Source organism: Candidatus Nitrosocosmicus oleophilus, assembly GCF_000802205.1.
GTDB lineage: Archaea > Thermoproteota > Nitrososphaeria > Nitrososphaerales > Nitrososphaeraceae > Nitrosocosmicus > Nitrosocosmicus oleophilus.
The window spans coordinates 1,017,871-1,039,800 of record NZ_CP012850.1 but is presented as its reverse complement, the minus strand read 5'-3'; the positions used below and the strand labels follow the sequence as shown (position 1 = coordinate 1,039,800).

Annotated in this window: 18 protein-coding genes; 8 read left to right on the top strand and 10 right to left on the bottom strand. The window is 33.6% G+C overall.

Translation table 11 applies throughout. The annotated features are described in order from the left end of the window. Window positions 1–256: 256 nt before the first annotated feature. Together NMY3_RS04980 and NMY3_RS04975 are read right to left on the bottom strand one after the other, a co-directional pair. Window positions 257–1,450: a PKD domain-containing protein gene (locus NMY3_RS04980; RefSeq protein ID WP_196817821.1), complete on the bottom strand. Its 1,194-nt coding sequence runs from the start codon at window positions 1,448–1,450 to the stop codon at window positions 257–259. Between the two features lie 95 nt (window positions 1,451–1,545). Further along, window positions 1,546–2,079, bottom strand: coding sequence for a hypothetical protein (locus NMY3_RS04975; RefSeq protein WP_196817820.1), 534 nt, complete (start codon window positions 2,077–2,079; stop codon window positions 1,546–1,548). Between the two features lie 359 nt (window positions 2,080–2,438). On the opposite strand from NMY3_RS04975, the gene NMY3_RS04970 reads away from it, so the two are divergent. From NMY3_RS04970 to NMY3_RS04960, 3 genes are all read left to right on the top strand, one after another. Further along, entirely contained in the window at window positions 2,439–3,317 is an 879-nt protein-coding gene (locus NMY3_RS04970) for a hypothetical protein (protein ID WP_196817819.1), read from the top strand. A gap of 403 nt (window positions 3,318–3,720) precedes the next feature. Beyond that, window positions 3,721–5,163 carry a patatin-like phospholipase family protein gene (locus NMY3_RS04965; protein WP_196817818.1) on the top strand — a complete coding sequence of 481 codons (1,443 nt, stop codon included), beginning with the start codon at window positions 3,721–3,723 and terminating at the stop codon, window positions 5,161–5,163. Between the two features lie 801 nt (window positions 5,164–5,964). Then, window positions 5,965–6,186, top strand: coding sequence for a hypothetical protein (locus NMY3_RS04960; RefSeq protein ID WP_196817817.1), 222 nt, complete (start codon window positions 5,965–5,967; stop codon window positions 6,184–6,186). Between the two features lie 402 nt (window positions 6,187–6,588). Here NMY3_RS04960 and NMY3_RS04955 read toward each other — a convergent pair whose 3' ends face one another. Continuing rightward, window positions 6,589–7,047 (bottom strand): hypothetical protein, encoded by a 459-nt coding sequence (locus NMY3_RS04955; RefSeq protein ID WP_196817816.1) that lies wholly within the window; start codon window positions 7,045–7,047, stop codon window positions 6,589–6,591. Here NMY3_RS04955 and NMY3_RS04950 point away from each other — a divergent pair. Further along, entirely contained in the window at window positions 7,037–7,933 is an 897-nt protein-coding gene (locus NMY3_RS04950) for a glycosyltransferase (protein ID WP_231100293.1), read from the top strand. The genes NMY3_RS04955 and NMY3_RS04950 overlap by 11 nt on opposite strands. 910 nt (window positions 7,934–8,843) lie before the next feature. Here NMY3_RS04950 and NMY3_RS04945 read toward each other — a convergent pair. Further along, window positions 8,844–9,458, bottom strand: coding sequence for a hypothetical protein (locus tag NMY3_RS04945; RefSeq protein WP_196817814.1), 615 nt, complete (start codon window positions 9,456–9,458; stop codon window positions 8,844–8,846). A gap of 238 nt (window positions 9,459–9,696) precedes the next feature. Beyond that, a complete protein-coding gene (locus NMY3_RS04940) occupies window positions 9,697–10,257 on the bottom strand; it encodes a hypothetical protein (protein ID WP_231100292.1) in 561 nt (186 codons plus the stop codon). Between the two features lie 212 nt (window positions 10,258–10,469). Here NMY3_RS04940 and NMY3_RS04935 point away from each other — a divergent pair, with 212 nt between their 5' ends. Together NMY3_RS04935 and NMY3_RS04930 are read left to right on the top strand one after the other, a co-directional pair. After that, window positions 10,470–11,591: an Acg family FMN-binding oxidoreductase gene (locus tag NMY3_RS04935; RefSeq protein WP_196817813.1), complete on the top strand. Its 1,122-nt coding sequence runs from the start codon at window positions 10,470–10,472 to the stop codon at window positions 11,589–11,591. 67 nt (window positions 11,592–11,658) lie between these two features. Further along, window positions 11,659–12,531: a DUF6920 family protein gene (locus tag NMY3_RS04930; RefSeq protein WP_196817812.1), complete on the top strand. Its 873-nt coding sequence runs from the start codon at window positions 11,659–11,661 to the stop codon at window positions 12,529–12,531. A gap of 43 nt (window positions 12,532–12,574) precedes the next feature. Here NMY3_RS04930 and NMY3_RS04925 read toward each other — a convergent pair whose 3' ends face one another. Then, the gene (locus tag NMY3_RS04925) at window positions 12,575–13,378 is read right to left on the bottom strand and encodes a CPBP family intramembrane glutamic endopeptidase (protein ID WP_196817811.1); all 804 of its coding nucleotides are present in this window, start codon (window positions 13,376–13,378) and stop codon (window positions 12,575–12,577) included. Between the two features lie 832 nt (window positions 13,379–14,210). Between NMY3_RS04925 and NMY3_RS04920 the strand changes: the two genes are divergently transcribed. Then, window positions 14,211–14,681: a carboxypeptidase-like regulatory domain-containing protein gene (locus NMY3_RS04920; protein ID WP_196817810.1), complete on the top strand. Its 471-nt coding sequence runs from the start codon at window positions 14,211–14,213 to the stop codon at window positions 14,679–14,681. A gap of 412 nt (window positions 14,682–15,093) precedes the next feature. Further along, a complete protein-coding gene (locus NMY3_RS04915) occupies window positions 15,094–16,101 on the top strand; it encodes an NAD(P)-dependent oxidoreductase (protein ID WP_196817809.1) in 1,008 nt (335 codons plus the stop codon). Window positions 16,102–16,577: 476 nt separating this feature from the next. Here the strand turns inward: NMY3_RS04915 and NMY3_RS04910 are convergent, their stop codons facing one another. From NMY3_RS04910 to NMY3_RS04895, 4 genes are all read right to left on the bottom strand, one after another. Beyond that, window positions 16,578–17,114 carry an NADPH-dependent FMN reductase gene (locus NMY3_RS04910; RefSeq protein WP_196817808.1) on the bottom strand — a complete coding sequence of 179 codons (537 nt, stop codon included), beginning with the start codon at window positions 17,112–17,114 and terminating at the stop codon, window positions 16,578–16,580. A 1,078-nt stretch (window positions 17,115–18,192) separates the two neighbouring features. After that, window positions 18,193–19,062, bottom strand: a complete 870-nt coding sequence (locus NMY3_RS04905) for an alpha/beta fold hydrolase (RefSeq protein ID WP_196817807.1) — start codon at window positions 19,060–19,062, stop codon at window positions 18,193–18,195. Between the two features lie 405 nt (window positions 19,063–19,467). Beyond that, complete coding sequence (locus tag NMY3_RS04900) at window positions 19,468–20,013, bottom strand: hypothetical protein (RefSeq protein WP_231100290.1); 546 nt, start codon at window positions 20,011–20,013, stop codon at window positions 19,468–19,470. Between the two features lie 1,184 nt (window positions 20,014–21,197). Beyond that, window positions 21,198–21,827 (bottom strand): hypothetical protein, encoded by a 630-nt coding sequence (locus tag NMY3_RS04895; RefSeq protein ID WP_196817805.1) that lies wholly within the window; start codon window positions 21,825–21,827, stop codon window positions 21,198–21,200. Between the last annotated feature and the right edge of the window lie 103 nt (window positions 21,828–21,930).

Sequence of the window (21,930 nt, the reverse complement as noted above, 5' to 3'; positions counted from 1 at the left end):
ATCAGCTTACAGTTCTCATGTACCTCATGGATTCGAAGCCCATTGAATTCTTATCATATTGTACGTTCCCATTCAATTCTTTTGGAAAATAAAGGTTTAAAACCAAACTGTAACTATGGTGAAAGTTGATTATGGATACACGGTATTCTTAAACCTTAAATCGTATTTATGATAAAACCTAATATAGTTTCCATAACATTTTGTATATTTAATTCCACCATGTGTTTCCATGACTATAATTTCTAACAATTCTCAATTAACAATCAAGAATGTTCCTAATGTTAAATGTAGTATGTTCATCCTCTGAATTTATCAAGTCGCAAACAAGTTGATCATTGTCACGGTCATTGTCTGTTAAAATATCATAAATTTTATCTGCAGATTTAATAGAGTTTGTTACGTCGAGGGGATTCTGAATAATTCCTTTAATAAGGTCACCGACTGTTTTAGGGGGTTCTTCTGTCGGTGGAGGTATAACAATGGGGTTTACAGTTATTACTACTTCATCCGGCTCGCTAACAATACCTTCTTCGTTGACTACAGTTAGTTCAAATCTGAGGTCAGTTTGTTCATTTACTTCAGGTGCTGTAAAGGTTGGGTTCGATGACGTTGAATCACGTAAAGTGACTTCTGGTCCTGCAGTTTGATTCCAAAAGTAATTCAAGGAAGATCCAGTCGGATCCGAACTGTTACCGCCATTCAAAGTGACTATGTCATTACTACTTACAGTGAGGTCATTTCCAGCATCAGCAACGGGTTTTAAAATTATCCATGTGAACTCGGCAGGTGTTGGATCGGTATTATCTGCATCATCAGTAGCCCTGACCATGAAAGTATGTTGTCCAGGGAGAAGATTATCATAATCCTTTTCGCCATACCATAACGTATTAGGAATACATGTACCGGGTATTTCGCATCTTTCGATTGTACAATGCTCATATTGTTCTTCGTCTAACTTACAATCAAATTGTGCATAAGGTGCAAAATTGTCTCTTATGTAATATGTAAAATGAATAGAATTCAAGCTTACTTCGTCATCATCAAAAATTTGCCTGTCATTTACAGATGCATATACCTCTGTATTAGGCGGATCAGATACAAAAGGACATGGAGTAATTAATTCTGCTGTTGCATATGGACCATCAGGGATCATATTTCGTTTTTCATCTACATTAAATGCCTCAAATGTTGTGGTTCCATTGGATACTCCCACAGACGAAGTATAGCCTGCTCCTTCAAATTTCCAACTTCCAGAAGAATCGGTATAAGAGCTAGCACTGTTAGGTCTTTCGGCATCTGGCATAATGTACGACAGGACTAGTCTTGTATTAGGAATAAAACCATCTGCGTATACATTATACCTTAGTTGATGTTTTGATTGTATACAATCAGTTATTCTCAATGAGGGTTCTCCAAAAACAAAATCACAAGGTAGGATAGCCGATATCACAGAAATAATAAATAAACCAGCAACATATCTCACAATATTTAGAATTTATAGATTAATTTATGAATTTCCAAACTTTTTTCTGTAAAACTAATTTGCTATAGTTGATGAGGAAGTTCCATTTCATTTTTTGTACCGCTCTGAAACATTCTTTTGATTTCATCTCTCGTTCCTTCCGGTACTTCGTAATAGACTACTATCTGTAAGGAGTTATCTGGCAAAGTGTGTGATTGAGAACCATGAGTTTTCCCATTGAACTCCTTTATCAAATCAGATAACACCTCATATTGTTTTGTGATCGTAAGGGGTGATCCTTGCAGTATTTCCAAAGAGTTATCCATAGGCTGTTTGTTATTTGAGTTATACCCTGATTTTTTATAATTGTAATTGTTCTTGCTGTTATAATTATTCACGCGATCATTTTTGTAAAATGGGGGCTTTGATGAGATATGATTGTTAATTGTCGCTGCACCTCCTGATCTATTCTTATCGATTGATCTGTTTGGACAAAAATGTTTCTTCTTCGTAAGAACCTCTAAATATTCGCTATTTAGGGTATTCCAGTAGATTTTGGTGTTGCAACCGTACACACAATTTTTTGAATTAATATTGGAGACGTCTAAAGAACTCATTTATATTATCTTACTCTTGACTATATATAACTATACACATTAATACACTGCGTAAGGTAAAATAAAGCCGTCAGAATATTTATGTCATATCTTAACCATCAATTTTCATCTGTTTTGATGATATAGAGTTGGGATTTTAGTTAATCTTGAACCGTATCCCAACGGATCTATGCGATGGTGAAAGATATGTGGAAGATAAACTCTGTCAGTCATTAAGACCGCGAGGTTTTTAACAAATATTAAAGTAAATGATTTAGTGGACCGATTACTCTTCAATCAATTAAGGGAATCCGGTTTTAGAAGTCCTGAGATTTCGGATATAGTTTATGATCAGGACCAATTTCTTGAGTTAATACATATTGGCATTACAAAATGGGAGAAAACTGCTTGTGCTTATTGGGGACGCAGAAATCTGTAAATGGGCCTCAAAATATTATGTAGAGACATTAGAACTCATTAAACAAAGAATGGTAAAAGAAAAAGAATTGTCAGGCAAATTATTAGTTGAGGCTACTTCTGAGAACATAGACTTTCTGAAAACACTAGATTTCTTAGAAATTAGGCATTTGGAGGGATTGAGAGGTAATTTTGGTTTGTATGACGAAAGATTATACACCGTAGTCATAATGCAGGATAGAGATAACGGCAAACTTTTACAATCCTTTTTTAGCAATTCAAAGTCTTTAGTTGAAAAACAATTGTCTATCTATAATGATTTGTGGAATATGGCTAAACCTTTGACTACACGAATCAAAGAATTAGAATTTCAAAATAATGATGGATATACTAAATCCTTTCTCGGCATTGAGAACATTCAAAACGAAATAAATTTTCTTGTTGAGCACGCCAAACAGGAGTTAACAATATTTTCTAATTATGAAATTTTGAAACGCATATTCGATTCAAATATGTTAATTAATTTAAATGCTAAATTACAAGATAATATAGTAAGTAAAATCCTTGTGGATAACTATGATCACCACATACAAAATCAAATTGAAGTTTTGAATAATAACGATAGGACTAGTTTGATCCAATTAGAATATTCGGATAGACTAGGTGAATTCAATGAAATGATTATCTGTTTTGATGGAAAATATATTCTTCAAATCCGACAAGATAATAATGGTTCATTCGTAGGGACCTTTACAAACAATTCAAACAAAGTATTAGTCCAGCAAATCTTATTTGAAAAATACTGGAACGAAGTAAAAAGTCTTGAGGTTACGAATGGCTAGACTTTGTTAACACCAAGTAGTTTAGGCTGTTTTCATTAATTTTTATAAAATAGTAGTCAGGATCGTATTCAACCTTGAACACTGTCTTCACGGATGTATTAAAACCAACTGTGCTACATTCAGAAAATTCTTGAATTTAAACTCCTTTGCCAATAATACCCAATTGCAATAATCCATAATAATTAATAGACTTTATGAACAAATATTTATTAACAAGCTTATTTCAATAATCTTGTGATTCAATTCCACAAATTGGCAATAATGCCAATATCTACAATTCCTCGGATGATATTAGTTCAATGGCTTTGTTTGAATCATATCGAGACAAAATTGAATGGAGGACATTCTTTGCGATATGAACGAAATGATAATTGCTCAAACATTTGGATAGGTCAATCATTCTATGTCTAATTCAGAAATTCCAACTACACAAAGAGCCCTGATTTTGCAAGGTAGTGTTGCTTTAGGGGCTTTCGAAGCAGGGGTTTTTAAAAAATTGTACGAAATTATTAAAAAAGAAGATCCAAACTGGGAATCAAGGATGTTTGATATTGTTGCAGGTACATCAGCTGGAGCTGTAAACGCAGCCATATTGACAAGTCATGTTAAAGAAAAAAAAACATGGAAGGGTTCAGCTGAAAAACTCGAGGAGTACTGGAGAGAGCACTTATCTACCCATACGCCCATAGCTGCAAAATTTGGGACGCAATGGTGGGAAGAGATCTACCAATGGTGGGGAGGAAAATACTACGAACTGTGGAATGGCAATAGCAAGATTGCATCTGAGGAGGCTGCAAGACGATATTACTCTACAAAGTATTTTTTTGCATATGGTGTACCAAATGTATTTTCACCCTCCTTTCCGTTCCCACAACTTGACTATCGATTTTTTGATAATAATCCATTATTTCCACCAACAAATCTCTGGACCCGTTATAGCAATTCTCCATTAAGAAATAGTCTTGAACACAGAGACCGTCATGGGGATAAATTTGTTAATTTTCCCTTATCTACAAGTTTTGAAGCACATGAACCGAGATTCCTTGCAGTAAGTGTTGATGTACAACAAGGTAAACCTGTTACCTTTGATAGCTATTTACTGAAATCTGTATTGGATTCTTATGATCCGGATTTATCAAAAAATGTAGATGATATCATACAATATGACGAGGGTATTATGAAGGAACATGTAATGGCTAGTGCATCATTTCCATTGTACTTTGACTATGAGGAAGTAGACGGGCATAAATTATGTGATGGCGGAATCTTAAGCAATACGCCATTAAGGGAGCTTTTGCAAGCACATCGTGATTACTGGTATAAAGATGTAGGCAAAGGAAATAAAGATGCTTTAGTTCCAGACTTGAAGGTCTATATTATTGGCGTTTGGCCATCGGTAGAAAAGGCTATTCCATCAGACTACGATGGAATTAAGGAACGAAATAGTGATCTCACACATAGTGACAAAACAGAATATGATCAAAAAATTGCTGCACTAGTTACGGACTATTTGAATCTCTATAAGAAAACCAAAGAGATTGCAGAAATACACATCAAGGACCAAAATGAATATGAATCGTTCCAAAATAATCTCGAAGTCCTATTAAGTACAGTAATTGAAAGTAAAAAACGAACGGGAAAGGATAGAACCTATAAGGATCTTATCGAAGGCAGATTTGATTTAAAAAGAATAGTGACTATAGAACGCAAGGACGATATACATAGTGTATATAATAAGTGGGCAGATTATACCTCAGAAACCATAGACAAGCTAATAAAGGAAGGTGAGGATTTTGAGAATAGTTCAGTCGTAAAGATTACATCTTCTGACAATGATACCGTATAATAAGTCCATTACACAAGGTATTTTTTGGGATAATTTTGAAATCAATATTTACTAAATAATAGATTTAATAAATTAACAGTTCCCATGTACCTCATGGATTCGAAGCCCACCGGGCCCGTTTGATTTGTATACTGCTTTAATAAGTCAGGTGAATAATAAATATCACATGTGATACATTATAGGCCTACTATGTTGAAGGTTTGTTTGGCCCCAATTAGTATAACTTGAGTTTAAACCTTTAGGATAAAATGGAGAGTATTCAATTGAACTTATGATAATTCATTCAAGATAAAAATAATAATTTGTTCACAATTATATTAATTGAGAGAATACACAGAATTGAAATTCACAACTTTCTGAGAAGATTAACCAATAAGTGAAAGGCAAAAATTAATTTGATTTTTGGTATAGTAGTTATTAATAATTTTTGTGTCTAGTTTTTGACTGGTGACATTCAATCCACTGTAAATGAAGATTCATACTCTGTTGATAGATGCATTGACTTGTCGCATTCGTAAAACCATATTTAGTCTATCCCAAATTCAATTTCAGACTGTTCTGACCGGCCTGTATGAGAGAAATATCAATGAATTTATTTTATAACATATTTTTATATCCTTTACGTTATTGACATTAATTACCAATATCATGATATTAACATTATAATTATTTTAATGGTGTATAAGGATTTAAGTTATTATTTTAAAAAACTAATATAATTTATTAATTTAATATAATGTATTAAAATTAGATTTAAGCAATTCAATATTTTTTTATATATGTTACTTATATAACAATTTAATGAGAACTTACACAATATTGACAATAGTTGCCATTGCAGCAACATTTGGAACAATATCGGTCATGATTGGAACGGCCTTGTCTGTACAAGAGGTAAACGCTGCCGCTTGTAACGCTCACTACGATGCCGATACCGGTGAATATAAATCCAAATGCTCAAGTCAAAAGTCCTTCGAAAACTCTAATGGTTATAACAGTCTCTTCCATTGCAAGGGCTGTTAATTAAAACCTCTTTTTTATTGAAATTCTTATCGAATTTTAATGAAATTCAAAAATCAATGACTAATTTATCAACAAGATTTACAGATCATTCCTAGAAACAATATGCAGAATTGAAATAGAATGATTTATTCATTATGATAACATCAAAAATTTAATTAAACGCTTTACTAAACTTTTCTTCCTCTAACAATTATATATATTGTAACTATGAAGATAGAGAAACATTTAATTCATGATATTTATAAAAGCATTAGGACCTACTCCAGAGGACCGATATCGTCCTGAAGCCCACCGGGCCCGTTTGATTTTGAGAATAATAGTGATTTTGACTAGACTGGATAGTACAATGCTTTTGAAAATGACACAATAGTAAATCTAAAAGAGCCGTATGAAATAAACTAACTATTTTGATAAAGTGTCGTTATGCAGTCCATATTTTACTATAAGACTATCAAAGAATCTATCAAATTGTCCATTCTCTATAATATCATCTGAATAAATTCCTAATGCTATTGTCCTTCCCTTTCCGTAATTGAGTTCGTATGTTGCCACTGTAGCATTTTTGTTCAAATGCTCTTGTATTCCGAAGGGATTATAGCTAAGTAGTATTATGTCTTTAGGATTTGTAACCTGTTGTTCCTCATGAGGAAAGTAATTAAATGGATTGTTTTTAAATCCTTTAACACATAGATAACAAAAATAGTTACTCCCAACCCAATCCTTTGTTTCGTTTGGCCATCTTTCTAGAATACTTTTCCATGCTGATTTGCCATTAAAGGCCCATCCATGTCCTTTGACCAAGGATATTGTTTTATTTTTCTCATTGTATTTTACCTCTGCATAAAATACATTGCCATCCAAATTATTATACAATCAAGAAAATTATACAAATACGAATTCAATTAATCCTTTCAAGAAAATCAATGAATTCATGATATCCCTGTCAACCTATTATGAGTTTAAGAAATCCAATAAAAACAAGATGAAAAAAAGTAGTTCCAATATTGTATTTTCAGATTATTTAGGTCATCTGATATCAAATGGAATAGTCATGACTAAGTCGATCTCAAAAAAGAACAACTTGTTTGTTGTTTACCATGGTGGAGAACCTACTTTACCTGTGCCTCTAGAAAGGAAATTGGCTAGAAAAAAGTTTAAATTACCGGTAGATAAGAAAATAGGATTACTCTTTGGATTCGCAACAGACACCAAGGGTTGGGACTTGTTAAGTAGCCTAAATATTCCCCATGACTGGGTTATAGTGATTAACCAATCAAAAAACCTTTATGGGACAAAAGATCATGCAACAGTCACAACAATTGAATATTTAGATCACAAAATCAAAGGGTATGCTAATAACGGAGACCGGAAAATCATCAATTTAAATCAAAGTTTTTTAACCGACATGGATCTCTCCATTTTGCTTTATAGTTCTGATGTTATCATTCTACCGTATACCGTTACCTCTGGTTCAGGAGTTCTTTTTGATGCCCTGGCCCATGGTCTTCCTTTTATAGCAACTGATTTGGGTTTTTTTAAAGAGTTTGAAAAAAAGGGCCTTGGTATTACAGTAAAAAGAAAACCAGGCGAGTTTGAGGGTGCCCTTAAGAGATTGGAAGTGGGTTACTCGGAATATGTTCAAAAAGTTGAAGAGTTTAAACCAGAGTTAATATGGAATAATATTGCACGTCAACATTTAAAAATTTATATCAACTCGATATTGGATAGAAAGATAGGAAATGTTTAGTGTGATTACTGCATACAAAATCCAAAATTTGGACCAAACCTGACAGGGTAAATGGATATATCCTATGCTTATCTGAATTGGTGTAACATGTAGTTAGTCGGACAACCCAAAAATTGTACCTTTAACCATATAAATCCGACCCGGCCCATATGGGTTCAGTAGCGGTAAGTCGTCCAGCAACTGTATATTGTGTTTTATAGGATTCAGTATTGGCTGTGATAATCGGATTTTTCATGTCAAATATTTGGTCTATAGGAATTAGTTTTGCTTATTAGAAAAATATCTCTTCTTAAGGTTTGAATCCTCTTTAGTATTATGCATTTCATTTCTCTCTCTTATGAATTGGACATCTGCTTGCGACCCTCAAGGTATTGAATCTCACCTTTTGAAAGAAGGGACATAAAGCATCTAAAACAAGATGTTAAAAGATCTTTTTGGTTATGATAACAAGCATTTATTTCAATTAAACAACTATTCTTAGCGCTCGTATTTTCTAATTAATGAAAATACAAAACTGGTGAAGTTTCAATAAGCACATTTGCTACTATCAATTCTAAAAATCAATTGTGAAACTTGACTTCATAACCAATCTTTCTTGCAGCAAAGGTTGTTACCATGACCCAATTTGGTGCACAGTTACATTTGATAAGTAGTTATAGTATTTAAAACTCTCTTTATCTTCCTGTTGAGTGTGTAAAACAATCATTTTACATCATGCGAACTTGAATATCAATAATAACAATAATGCAAGTATTGAGTGATAAATTAGTTACATAAGCGAGTTTACAAGATTTCTAGTTTATTAAGAATTTATACGCAGATGTATGATACCAAATAATGCACTCACATAAGCAAAATCTAGAAATAATTTATCCAAATAAAAGATCAAAAAAAATTGAGAAATAATCAACTACTGGGTTGCAGTTGAGTTTGCTTGGCTACCACTACTACCTTCTGTTAATGATGTTACCACACCTAACAATGGAAGATTCAAGAAATGTCCTTCAGTTTTTGCTGGATCAAAAGATATGTTAAGTATATGTCCGTTGATCAAATAAGCTAATATTGGAACATCTTCCCATACTTTACCTGTCTCAACAGTTTTAATATTAGCTAGACCCTTAAATTGTGTATTATTACCAACTAAGACAAGCTCATTATTTCCCGTGGTGTTTATTATGGGAGTAACATCGGTTAATCCGTCTATAACGTGAGTTTCAACTTCATGACCTCCTAATGAATGTCGATTTAGTTCGACTTTGAAGTCTTGCAATTGTCCGTTTGACACATCAAAGCTCCAGTTTCCACCAGTTACATAATTCAAGTTCGTATCTTGCGATGCATTCAATGATTGCATAGCTTCAGGAGATAGCACCAAGTTTCCCATAGACCCTTGAGCACTAAAGGTGTTTATCCCATCGGCTGACTGAGCCATCACATTGTTGCTATTCATTGATGCGACTAAAACTACTGCGGCAGTAAACAGCACCGTACTAGCTATTAACAAGTGTTTAGTTTTTGTCATTCTTTTGATTTAATCTTCAGACTATTTATTGTGTATGAATTAGTTGCAATTATTTAATACAATGACCTACATTGTACAACATCATATACATGAATGATAATTTTCTTGTATTTCCAAAATCATCATGAATGACCAACATTTGGTCAAAGCGATTTTCTATTATCATATACTGCCCTCAATCGCAAAGATTGTCCGTGGACTTAAGGACCTTTATAGCGGTTCTGTGTATATGAAAAGCTTATTTGTCCTTTTCTTTCCGGCTTATTACCAAGAATCCGATTCCACCACAGATCACACCAATAATTAATATCAATATAGCAGCAGCAATGGGTTCTACAAAAGGTGCAAGAATTTCATGTGCTTGTCCGGCATTATATCCTAATCCACCTACCGAAGTTGGAAGCATGGCTGCTCCGCCTTTATACCCGGCTAGCATCAATAGACCCATTGCAAAGGTAGTACCTATATTCATAAGGATAAGATGTATCCAAGCTACTACTCTTGCACCTTTATGATCTTTGTACTGTTTTTTAAGGACTCGTTCTATATATAAATAAAACAATGCTGATACTGCAACGCCTATTACTCCAACAACGATGTACATTACATAGCCTAGAGAAAACCATGTACCTGCTCCTCCTGATGCTATCACTCTAGATACACCTGGTTCTAATATCGATATTTCTCCAAATATTATGAAGACTGTTAGACCTACGATAATTGCTCCTTGAACTATGGCTGCTGTAATAAATCGTCTTGTCCAAACAAGATCTATTTTTTGATTATCTTCATTATGCATTTACAGATAATGTTTAAAGTAGTATTCCTACCTTAAAGTTTTAGATTCATGTTTGATACTTTTTTAGTGGTAATAGCACAACGGAAACCTCTGGCCTAAGTCCCACCCGACAATGTTTACCATTATACACTCATAGAATATCTAAAAAATTCTGTCAAATAACTCTGTATACAACACATAATACTTTTCTAATTGCTCCTTCTTTGAATATCATGCCGTTATCAACAAAAAAAGACACAGATAATAAAGGTCTTGAACCTTGGAAGGTATCTGAAACTCGGTTCTCAAGTTATGATAAACCATTTGATAAGTTAAAATTTTTTCTCAATTATGCTATTTTAGCCCCATCAGGTCACAATACCCAGCCTTGGGCATTTAGAATATTTGCTGATGATAACACAATTCATCTGTATGCTGACAGAACCAGAGCATTACCTGTTGTAGATCCTGACGACAGAGAATTAATAATAAGTTGTGGTTCCGCCTTGTTTAATTTGCAGTTAGCAATATCATATTTTGGCTATAGATTTGAAGCAACCTTGTTATCACAACAACAAAAAGGAGAAAGAGAAAATGAGGGCGACGATGATGATTTGTTGGCTATCGTTAAGGTAATGGACATCCATAAAAAACAAGAGAAAAATAAGAATGACGAACTAAAAAGATTGTTTAACTCGATCACTATGAGAAGAACAAACAGATTTAGATTTGATGAAGATAAGGAAATCTCGCAAGAGGTTCTGTCCAACCTTCAATCCATCGCTCATAAATATGACAGTGTCTGGCTTCATATTGAGAAGAACAAAGAGGAAAAAGAGCAAATTGCTAAACTGATTACAGAAGGAGACATCATTCAAATGTCCGACAAAAAGCTTAGGAGGGAATTGGCTTCATGGGTCCACGCAAATAGAAATCATCTTGGAGATGGAATGCCCGGTTATGCGTTTGGATTTGGTGATATCATGTCTTTAGTCGGCCCGTTTGTAATACGAACGTTTGACTTTGGCAAAGGACAAGCAGCTAAAGACAAGGAACTTGCTATAGGTTCTCCTGTTCTGTTAGTGATAGGTACAAACACTGATAACACTCTTTCATGGATGAATGTGGGACTAGCTATGTCAAACATACTTTTGTATCTCAAATCTGAGAATATATGGTCTTCTTACCTAAACCAACCTATAGAAGTCCCAGATCTAAGAAAAAGACTAGGCAGTCTAATACTTGACCATATTGACAAAAATCCACAATTACTTCTACGAATAGGCTATTCGGATAGAGAAGTGCTGCCAACACCAAGAAGGTCAATCGAACAAACTATGCTTGGTGAAGAATGATCGGTGAAGAATCGGTGAAGAAGAAAGTCATGCTTAGTGGATAGTAAAGACAAGGCGATGTCAACCTGTGAAATTCTGCTACAAAGTCTTGATACTAGCGATAATAATATCTTCTGTTGCAGTTTTTGCATACTTTGTTACTATTGGTCTCAGTGATATGTTATTCAAACAACAAATAGAAAGAGAAATTGAAAGACTTTATTCTGCTTCAAAGGATGTATCAAACAAAACTTTTTCCATGGACCAGATAAAGAATCTTCCAGAGCCTGTTAAGAGATACTTCACACATTCCTTAGAGGAGGGTCAACATTACGTCAGTTATATTAAACTAAAGCATACGGGAGAGTTCCGTCAAGGTGAAAATCAAAAATGGATGTCAATCGAAGGACAAGAGTACTTTACCACTGAGACACCAGGTTTTATTTGGATTGGAAAAATATCATTGTTACCTTTAGTATGGATTACCGGCGTTGACAAGTATTTGGAAGGTAGGGGCACATTTCAAATAAAAATAATGTCTATCTTCACAATAGCAGATGATCCAACAGGTAAGGAGTTGGATGAGAGCGAGCTTATGAGATGGCTTGCAGAAGCACCTTTATTTCCGACTGCATTATTGCCCAGTAGTTATTTACACTGGGAACCTGTGGATTCTGATTCTGCAAAGGCCATAATTGATTACGGTAGGACTAGAGTTGAGGCATTATTTCATTTCGATAAAAAAGGTGAAATCGTACAAATGAATGCTGACAGATACCGTGCAGTTGATAATTCTTTTGTAAAAGAAAAATGGCTTGGTCACTATTCAAATTATGCTGTTACTAAAAATATACTGGTTCCGTGGGACATCGAGGTATCATGGAATAGTGAAGTAGGTAACTTTACCTATGCCAAGTTCAAGATAAAGGAGATACAATATGATAATCCTATTAAATATTGATATTATAAATGGTAATTGAAAGGGGGTGACTTCTCTTTTTTTCCTACCTTTTCATTTTCCATTCAAAAATGCTATCTGATTTTCTGCGGAGTATGAATCTATCCATAATTATCAATACCAAAACTGAGGCTACTGCAAGCATTACAACCAGAAACTGTATTTGTAACATGTGTTCAATTTCAACAGAAGCCAATACACCGAATAAAGCTTGGAAATTATGGAAAACGATAGTAGCATAAATATTGCGTCCAACGAAATAAACAATGCTTGTTAATAAACCGGGCAACATTAGTATCATAACCGTGTTGATCTGATTGAAAGGCTCACTATGAGCAAAGTGATAAACACCAAAAAGCACTGTGGATGTGATGATGCCTACTATAACTGAAAGTTTTTTCCCAAATTTGTTCTTTGAAAAAGATTCCATGCTAGCACCCATGACAGCCCAACATACTACCACTTCTGCTATGGATGTAGGTAATGTCTGAGAAAATACATTTGAAAATACAATAGGATTTAGTGACGCAGATCCTTGAATGACAAATAACAGAAACCCTATCGTTCCTGCAACAGCTACTAACACAACCGTGTTTTTTATCGATCTAAACCCTATCTGACTCAACGACAATTGACCTGACTCTATAACTGACTCTATAATAAATGGCCTGATAACTAGTAATGCTATCACAGTTCCTATGATCATGTTTACAATAACAGAATATTCCAATCGTCCAATTGGATCATCTATGTGTAGTAGGTTTATTCTACCTTCAAAAAGGTAGGTGGCAAATGTCCACACCAAATATACGGTAATTGCAATTATAATTAGTAAAACATGTCTCTTCATCCAACTTTTTATTAACACCCTTGCTTAAAAGTAGAAAAATAAGTCCATCGAGGAATCTCAAAAAAAAGAGATGGCACCAAACATATTGACTTTCAACCATTTATTATTGGACAGCTGCACGAACTGATGAATGGAAGAAAAAGGTTCAAATCCCAACCCTCTTTGATCCATAAAGTCGCTTAATGCAAGAGCAAACTAATTTTTCTAAAAGTTTAATTATTTCTTGGTAAGTATAGGGATTGAATCCAATTTTAGCGGTGATAGCACAACGGGAAACTCTTGCCCCGAACCTTTATCCTCTACAGATTAAGTTAAAGGATGGAAATAAATAATCAATATGGTATGCGAGTTTAAGAAAGATCGCTTTCTGGAATGATCACAAGTATCTCACAATAACCTCAAATTTGTACCGTTAACAATATAAATCCGACACGGCTCAAACCAAAACCTTCAAAATCAGAATAACTAATTCGGAATTTTGGACTTTTAATATATCTATTACTAAACCCACCGGACCCGCCTTATAATTAATGCCAGAAATGACTCATTGATCTCTACAAAAATTTAATAAATTAATCGTTCCCATGTACCACATGGATTCGAAGCCCACCGGGCCCGCTGTAATTCTATCACCACTTTAATTCAACAAGAATATCCAAATGAAGTCTACTGATTGTTATTCTTAACACCTTCAATAGTAAATATACAAAAATTTATAACAATACTTATTACTTCATAGAATTATTTTAAAAAAATGAACACAACATATAGATTTTGGAAAGCAATCACAAAGACTTAAATAAAATGATTATTATATGATATTGTTATTACAATGCAATATATCACAATAAAACACAAACACAATGAAATACAGCAAACAAAGCAGTCACATATACTAAATCTACTTAGAATACACAGGAAAACAATAACCATTAGCGTAACAATGATATCAACGATTCTAATTATCGGATATCTCCTGGATAGTGTTTCATCGCCTAATGCTACAATGGGGTCTATCTTTGATCCATTACCAGTATATGATAATGGACTAGGAGCTGTGAATGGATATGTTTTTACCTCATCAGGATTACCAGCCCTTGGAACGATTGTGATAGCCGCAGGACAAGATGGCCTATCTAAAACAACAAGGACAGACTTAACACAAGAAGGAAAGTATGTATTTCAAAATTTGAATCCAGGAAAATATGTGATAATAGCTTATTTTCCTGATGGAGAATATAAAGTAATGAACAACTTAGAAGTTGAACCCAATTCGGTACAGACACTAATCTTTAAACATTAATTTTTTTGTATTTTACTATTAATTTAATATATTTTAGTACCTCCTAGTATTTATCAGTTAATGAAAATGCTATCCATTGCTAAACAGACCCAATACTAATAAAGATTAAATTAAATATAATCCTATTATATATGTACAGTATGTCAATTAGTTATCTGTTAATATTATTTATTGCCATTATTTCAAAGAGTTTACTGATATTAGTGTCAACGTACCATATCAGTTATCCTAACAAAAGAACTATCATTTCCAAAAACATAACACAAAATCTTCATGCGATAGAGAGTCCAATTTTAAAAATATTTTTTATTGTAGATCTATCTAAATTTTTCAGACAAAGAATTGAGGATTTAAACGTATATTGTTATTTTTCTAGGGAGACAGGAGTATACAAGCTTTAAGGAGATGATATTTGACTTTGAAAATCAGTATGTTAACTTATGCAGCAGGATTAGAAGCAGAACTTTGTAGTAAGCTTAAACCTTTGGGTCTAACAGCATATAGAGTAGATTACAATAAACCAATTAGAAATCAAATATCTAATTCAGACATTCTTATAAATGGTCTAGGACAATTGGATAGACAGATAATCGATTTCTGTCCTAAATTAAGACTTGTTCAACAAATAGGAACAGGAGTGGATAATGTGGACGTATCATACTGTGCTTCAAAATCTATTTATGTAGCTAATGTTCCTCATGTCAACAATATCTCTGTGGCTGAGCATACCATATTCCTTATGATCTATCTTGCTAAAAACATAAAAGGTGCAGAAAAAGGAATAAAGGAACGAAGAGTTGTAAACGTCTTAGGAACTGAATTATATAATAAGACAATGGTTATAATAGGTTTGGGAGCAATTGGAATAGAGGTTGCAAAAAGAGCTAAGGCTTTTGGTATGAATGTCATATCAGTTACAAAAAGACCTGAATTAAGGAATAAGGTCACTATGAATTACAATACATCTAAAGACATTAGTACTCTTCAATATTGCGTTTCAGAATGCTTACTGGTGGATGAAATTAAAGGTATTACCGATTTAAAAAATACTTTAGGTAAAGCCGATGTTGTTTCCATCCATACTCCTCTTACTTTAGAAACAAAAAATATGATAGGAAGAACAGAATTTGCTCGTATGAAAAGATCTTCTTTTCTGATAAACGTTTCAAGAGCATCTATAGTAAATAAAGATGCTTTATACAATGCTTTGACTTCAAGAACAATTGCGGGAGCAGGCTTTGACGTATTCTATGAGGAACCAGCTAATCCTATTGATAAATTGTTGAATTTAGATAATTTTGTATATACTCCCCATATTGCAGGATGGACATTAGAAGCAACAAATACAACAACAGATATTATTCTAAATAACATTAATCTATTATTACATGGAAGAAAGCCTCTCACAGTTATAAATTAAATGGTTACAGATAACATAATTTGCGAAGTAACTTTTAATAATTTTGAGAGGGTTTTAATACTTTTTTGGTTAACGCTCCCACATATTTGGCTAAATAGATTATGGAAGAACCTATGATGTCTTTATCTGCAATCTAGACTCGTAATATATCTATTACTAAACCCACCGGGCCCGCCTCTCTATTATGTAGAATGCCTCACTTTCTCATACTTTGTTTCCTATTGAAGGTAAACATATGACATGGCCATAGCCTTATTATATCATCTGGATTATCACTGATCGTTATCAGTGCGTGCATTCTCCATGTAAGGGAACGCAAGACCAGAATTGTCTTCATTAATTCTAATAATGGTATGTCAAATTATTGAAACCATGAGCGGTAGTGTTTAAGAATCATTATATTGTTTTTGTATGAGATATCTAGATACATATTGTAAAAGGGTAGCAGTAACCAGACGTCGACTGATTTTACTATTCTAATGTGATTCGTTACCCAATAAGGCCGATAAGGCTTTTGTGAAGAGCCGCAAGCTTTCCCTAGTCTCGAGATCGATAATAACTCCGTGTGCATCAATTTTTCCCTTAACACCCTGGATCAGCAAAGTGGTTTCGGGTGTAAAGGTTGCCGTAAGGGTATGCATGATCAACTGCAATTCTTCGTGACCTTTAATCCCGCTTGTGGAAGCGGTAATAATTCCTAAGGGTTTTCCGGAAAAGACGGTAGTGGCCACGCACCATTCTATGGCGTTCTTTAACCCCGACGGTATGCTGAACACGTACTCCGGCGTACTGATTATGACTCCATCCGCATCCTCGATAAGATTGCGCATCTCTCTAATTGCTGACGGGGTATGTTCCAGAGACAGCTCCGGGTCGAAATGTGGCAATGTTTTCAACCGGTCATAAATCGTTACCTGGAAAGTATCACTAGCTTCTGTCCGGATGTACTCAATCAGTTTATGATTGGCCGATGACGTCGTGGCGCTTCCGATTAGGGCTATAACATTTTTCATAGTCAGGACATACACATGCTTTTTTCTCCTTATTTTACCTAACCAAGAGGCTTTCCAGATAGAATACAAGAGTAGAGGGCTTTTTACTTAGTAGATATCTAATCCGTATCCTCGCTTGTGGATTTTGCTTTAGTTTAGGAGTATCTTTGGTAAGAGAAATAGATATATTAAAATCTATGAAATATCAAAATGTCTTAAAAAAACAAAGTTGCATTAGTGATTGATGATTTAAGAAGTATAAATCCATGGGACCCACGAGGTATTAGAATTTAAGGATGAGCAGACACGGTTGACCGGAAAGAAGGCTACAAGTCTAACACAAATCATCCACATTCTCGATATATAAGAATAAAACCTACAAAAAAATGGAGTTGGGGAATAGAAGAACCTGTTTTTGTAGAAGGTAAATTTAATGTAAAGAAATCGAGTAGTGATGGTTGGAAAAAAAGTATTATCATGTATATCTAAATTTGCAATTGGCCTATAAGAAGGAAGTGAAATGTAAGATCTAAATTTAGTATCATTTTGTTCTTGCTATCAAGAAGACTTTTCACAAGAAGATAGAATCATTCCGGCTACCTTTAAAATAAATAATAGATAACAATGGATTAAATACCATACATGAAGGAATGTTGTCTAATTAGCTTTCTTAGAACATCTACTGCAATTTGGAAAATACTGATTTTCCTTAATAGTTTGAAGAAATTAGTCGATCCCTATTACCAGTAGGAACTTACCCCACGGGCATCTACAGTTCCTTATTATCTTAAAGCAATTAAATTATTCCGTCAGGGTAATGGATTTCATAAAGATCTTCGTTGGGTAACTAGGTCATATCAAATCGACATTTAAACTATCTAATATTCGATCCAACAATGTCGTGTATGTCCAATTCTCCTGGCCTTAGCCTTGTCTTATGTTAATTTGCTATCCTCCCCATAGTAATGCTACGGGATTATGAAATTGACGAAAGAGGTAACCACTTTATTCTTGTTTTATCGAATTATTTATGTTTAACATATTACTAAATAATATACTGGTTCCTGAAAATACAGTAGTATTGCCTTACAACCCATTCTCAAATGATTTCTAAAAATGTATTTACTATTTTCGTGAACTTTTCTGGATACTGATACATCCATCCATGGCCTGCATCTTTTACCTGTATAAGTGACGCTAGAGGAATCTTTTCGACTAATGATAATGCTGCTTTAGGGGTCGTAATGATATCCTCTGTACCCATCAAGACTAATGTTGGGTGAGTAATCAATGATGGGGAATCATACATTCCATTCCAACCAACTATTGCTTGTGCTTGTTTTTGAGTAGTTTCCATGGATACTGTGCTTTTAAGCAGGGGAAATTGATTTATATAGTCTGGATTGTTCGAAAGCCATGACTGAGGGAAAAAAAATGAAAGTATTTGTCTTGCCTGTTCTTCAGGAGTACCCGAAACTCCACCCAACGTTTGCATTAGTTCAGCACTAGAAGGAATAGCTTTGTCACCACCAGGACCCGCACCATACAAAATAAGACTACTGACTTTATCCGGATGTAAAAGGGCCAATTCTTCCGCAATATATGAACCCATTGACCAACCTAGAATGTGGGCTTTACCTATGGCAAGTACATCTAATAATCCTGCAGCATCACTGGCGAGCTGACCAATTGTATACTCTTTAGTCCCATCAGAAGAATTTCCAGTGCCCCTATTATTGTAGACTATAACTCTGTAATTAGACTGAGCAAAATCATATAATAGAGTTGGCGGCCACATGTCCATAGTTATCCGCAATCCAGGTACGAAAAGGAGAGGAGTACTGTCCTTATTATTGCCACTAGTACTTTGATTGTCAAGAACTTTGTATTCTGTTTCCATATCTCCTACCATGATTTTTTGAATTGGAAAGTTATCAATAAATTCCCTTGCTTGTGCTATTTTAGACATAATACCATCCTCCAAAATTTGTACATAATGATAAATTTTGAACTACTTTAAAATATTGTATAAATTCTACAAGTAACACTGTATTTGTGTTAGATCTAAAAATTTCGTGATTCAAATGTGTAAGTATACATGAGAAAGTATTAGAATATTACTAATATTTATCCAGCCCATATCTCCAAATGCTTCTATGATTAACCATATGCTTTGAAAAGATTGATTAACGTTCATTGAGTAATATTCCCCTATATAAAAGAAATAAAGGTACTTTAGACTCGTAATATATCTATTACGAAGCCCAGCGGGCCCGCTGTAATAATAGATTGTCCCATCGGAGTTCAGTGTGGGTAGTGAAATCGATATGGATGACTAAGCAAACATGACAAGAGGATTTATTTTTTGCCTTAGTTAAAACTTTTCAAGTCCCAATTCTTCTCGTCTATTTTCTATTTGTTTATCAAAATGTTTGAGTAGAGTTTTATCTACTTTTATATCATTTTCAATCTCTTTTCTATCAATCATCAAATTCCAAACCAACAATTGTAAGTCTTTAAAGCCTTTGATTTTGTTCAGAAGATCGGGATTTGCTTTTAGAAATTCTAATATATCGATAGTTAAATCCATGCTTTTTTGATCATTTAGTAAATTGACGATTTTATCCCTTTTTGACACACAGAGATATTTTTCTTGTAATTTCATAGCCTCTTCGGGATCGATATCAACTTTTATTACAATTTGGGATAAGGAGATCTCTTTTTCTAATAAGTCGAATACTTGAGCGCAGATAGATTTACCTTTCATGTCTACATCTGTAACTGTATTTTCATCAAAGATTGTTTTTCGAATTGGGGTAATCTCGTTAGGTGAACATCTAGCAATTTTGCAAATCTCTCTATTAGTACGACCTTCTTTTAACAACTTGACAATCAAGTCATATTTTTCTTTAGTTATCATCTGTAAAATGTATAGTTTTGATGGTCAGTTTATAAAGATATTAAAATATCAGCTATTAGTGATATTGTAAAATTTTCTTGATATTGGTGATATTTTCTCATTTACTCATGTTGTTTTGCATGCTCAAATACTGGATCTTGGATGAACTAATTTAGAAATAAATCGAAATGAAAAATATCGATATAAATTAAGAATATTTTTATGATGTACGTCAAAATTAGCTAGATTTAACTAATTTTCTTCAAACTTTTGAAAGAAACATCTATAGTATTAAGTAGATCCCAAGATATATGACCGATATTGTCCAGAAGCCCACCAGGCCCGTTAACCATATGGATTCAAATAATTCCAGAATATGATACTCTATAAGATGATCTTTATTTGTTTGGAATTATAACCCAGTCTGATATAACTATTATACTAAAGCCAAATCATTACATATTATTATAAGGCATGGATGGTACATATGGTTGTGAGACAAAGATTTTCATTAGGAAATAATTGTGAATGTATGTGTCATGGCAAACCCGGTATTGTAGATTTTTGTGGTTACTGTACTACATCTCATAGAAATGTGTTCTCCAGAAATAGGACACAAAGATAACTATATTTTTTGCATTAGTAAAGCCAATGTCCTCTTTATTCAATATAGAATTGATCTCTTTCACATGTTTAATGACTAACAACCAATAAATTACTTTAATCCTTCACTATCTAATTTATTATTCTGAAGTTAACCCGATAACCAGTTCACACTTGTGTTAAAACCTATCAACGCGATAGAATCGATCCCCAACTGTCTCTCATCACGAATCATAGGTGTTCTAGACGCATATGTCATTTCGCCAATTACTAGATGCCAGTAACTAGCGATAACGCTGTATCGATGGTTGTACCAGGTTTAACGAATTCCAATCCTACAGGAGCTATGACTAATATTCCAAAAAGAAATCGTAATTAAACTACTATAACGATAATTGCCATTATAATCAAAATAATTGTCCAAAGTGTTCCAGTGTACTTTGGTTAAATTCGATTTTTACTAATGGGGAGTACATACTAATCCAGAAGAATAACAGGCTTTGATGATCAATTTATCTCATTTCTTGAGATCTAGTAGGTTTTCTATAAAACTACAAATGAAAAATTGACAGAATTAGAGAAGACTAATTCATCTATCTCTTTTAATTTTTAAACTGATGATACTTTTGAGTTGATAATAATACATCGTTGTTTTCTCTTTCGATTCTCTCATATGCTGATATATTTCTTTTTCCTATTTCTGCAAGATGTTTGGATTGTTTTTTTGTGTTATCAACTACATTTTTGAATAATTCGATATTAGAGAATGCCATATCATTAAAAATTTTGCTCATAGATATAGTATTTTCTGCAAAATTATTTACTATTTTTGAGTATATTTCTGGTATTCTTCTAAAGTAATCTTGATTATTCAAAAATTGGGAATTTACATTGTATAGATATGGTGTAGATATTGATTGAAAAGAATCGATCGTTTGTTTTTGATATTCAAGGTAGCTTTCTGTAATATCTTTAGTAGCCTGAAGTGTTTGTTCTTGAACTTGATTGACAGTTTCAGTATAACGTGGAATCTGATTTCTTGCTTCTCTGATACTTTTATCTATATTTGTTTTTGACTCATCGAAAGCTTGTTCAAGGGATTCGGTGTTTTTTTCTATAATTCTATTATATAATCTTTGGTTATTTTGGTAAATATCTTGTTGATTATCGACATTTTTGTTATTTAAAGACGAAGTTTGGTCATAATTTTCTCTTTTATCGTTTTTAGACATTGTAATAATTTGTGTTATTATACTATTTAACCGCAGGTATCCACTGGTATTTAGCACCAGCCAAAAGATTTATTTATTACTAATCAGCTCATTCTGATCAAAT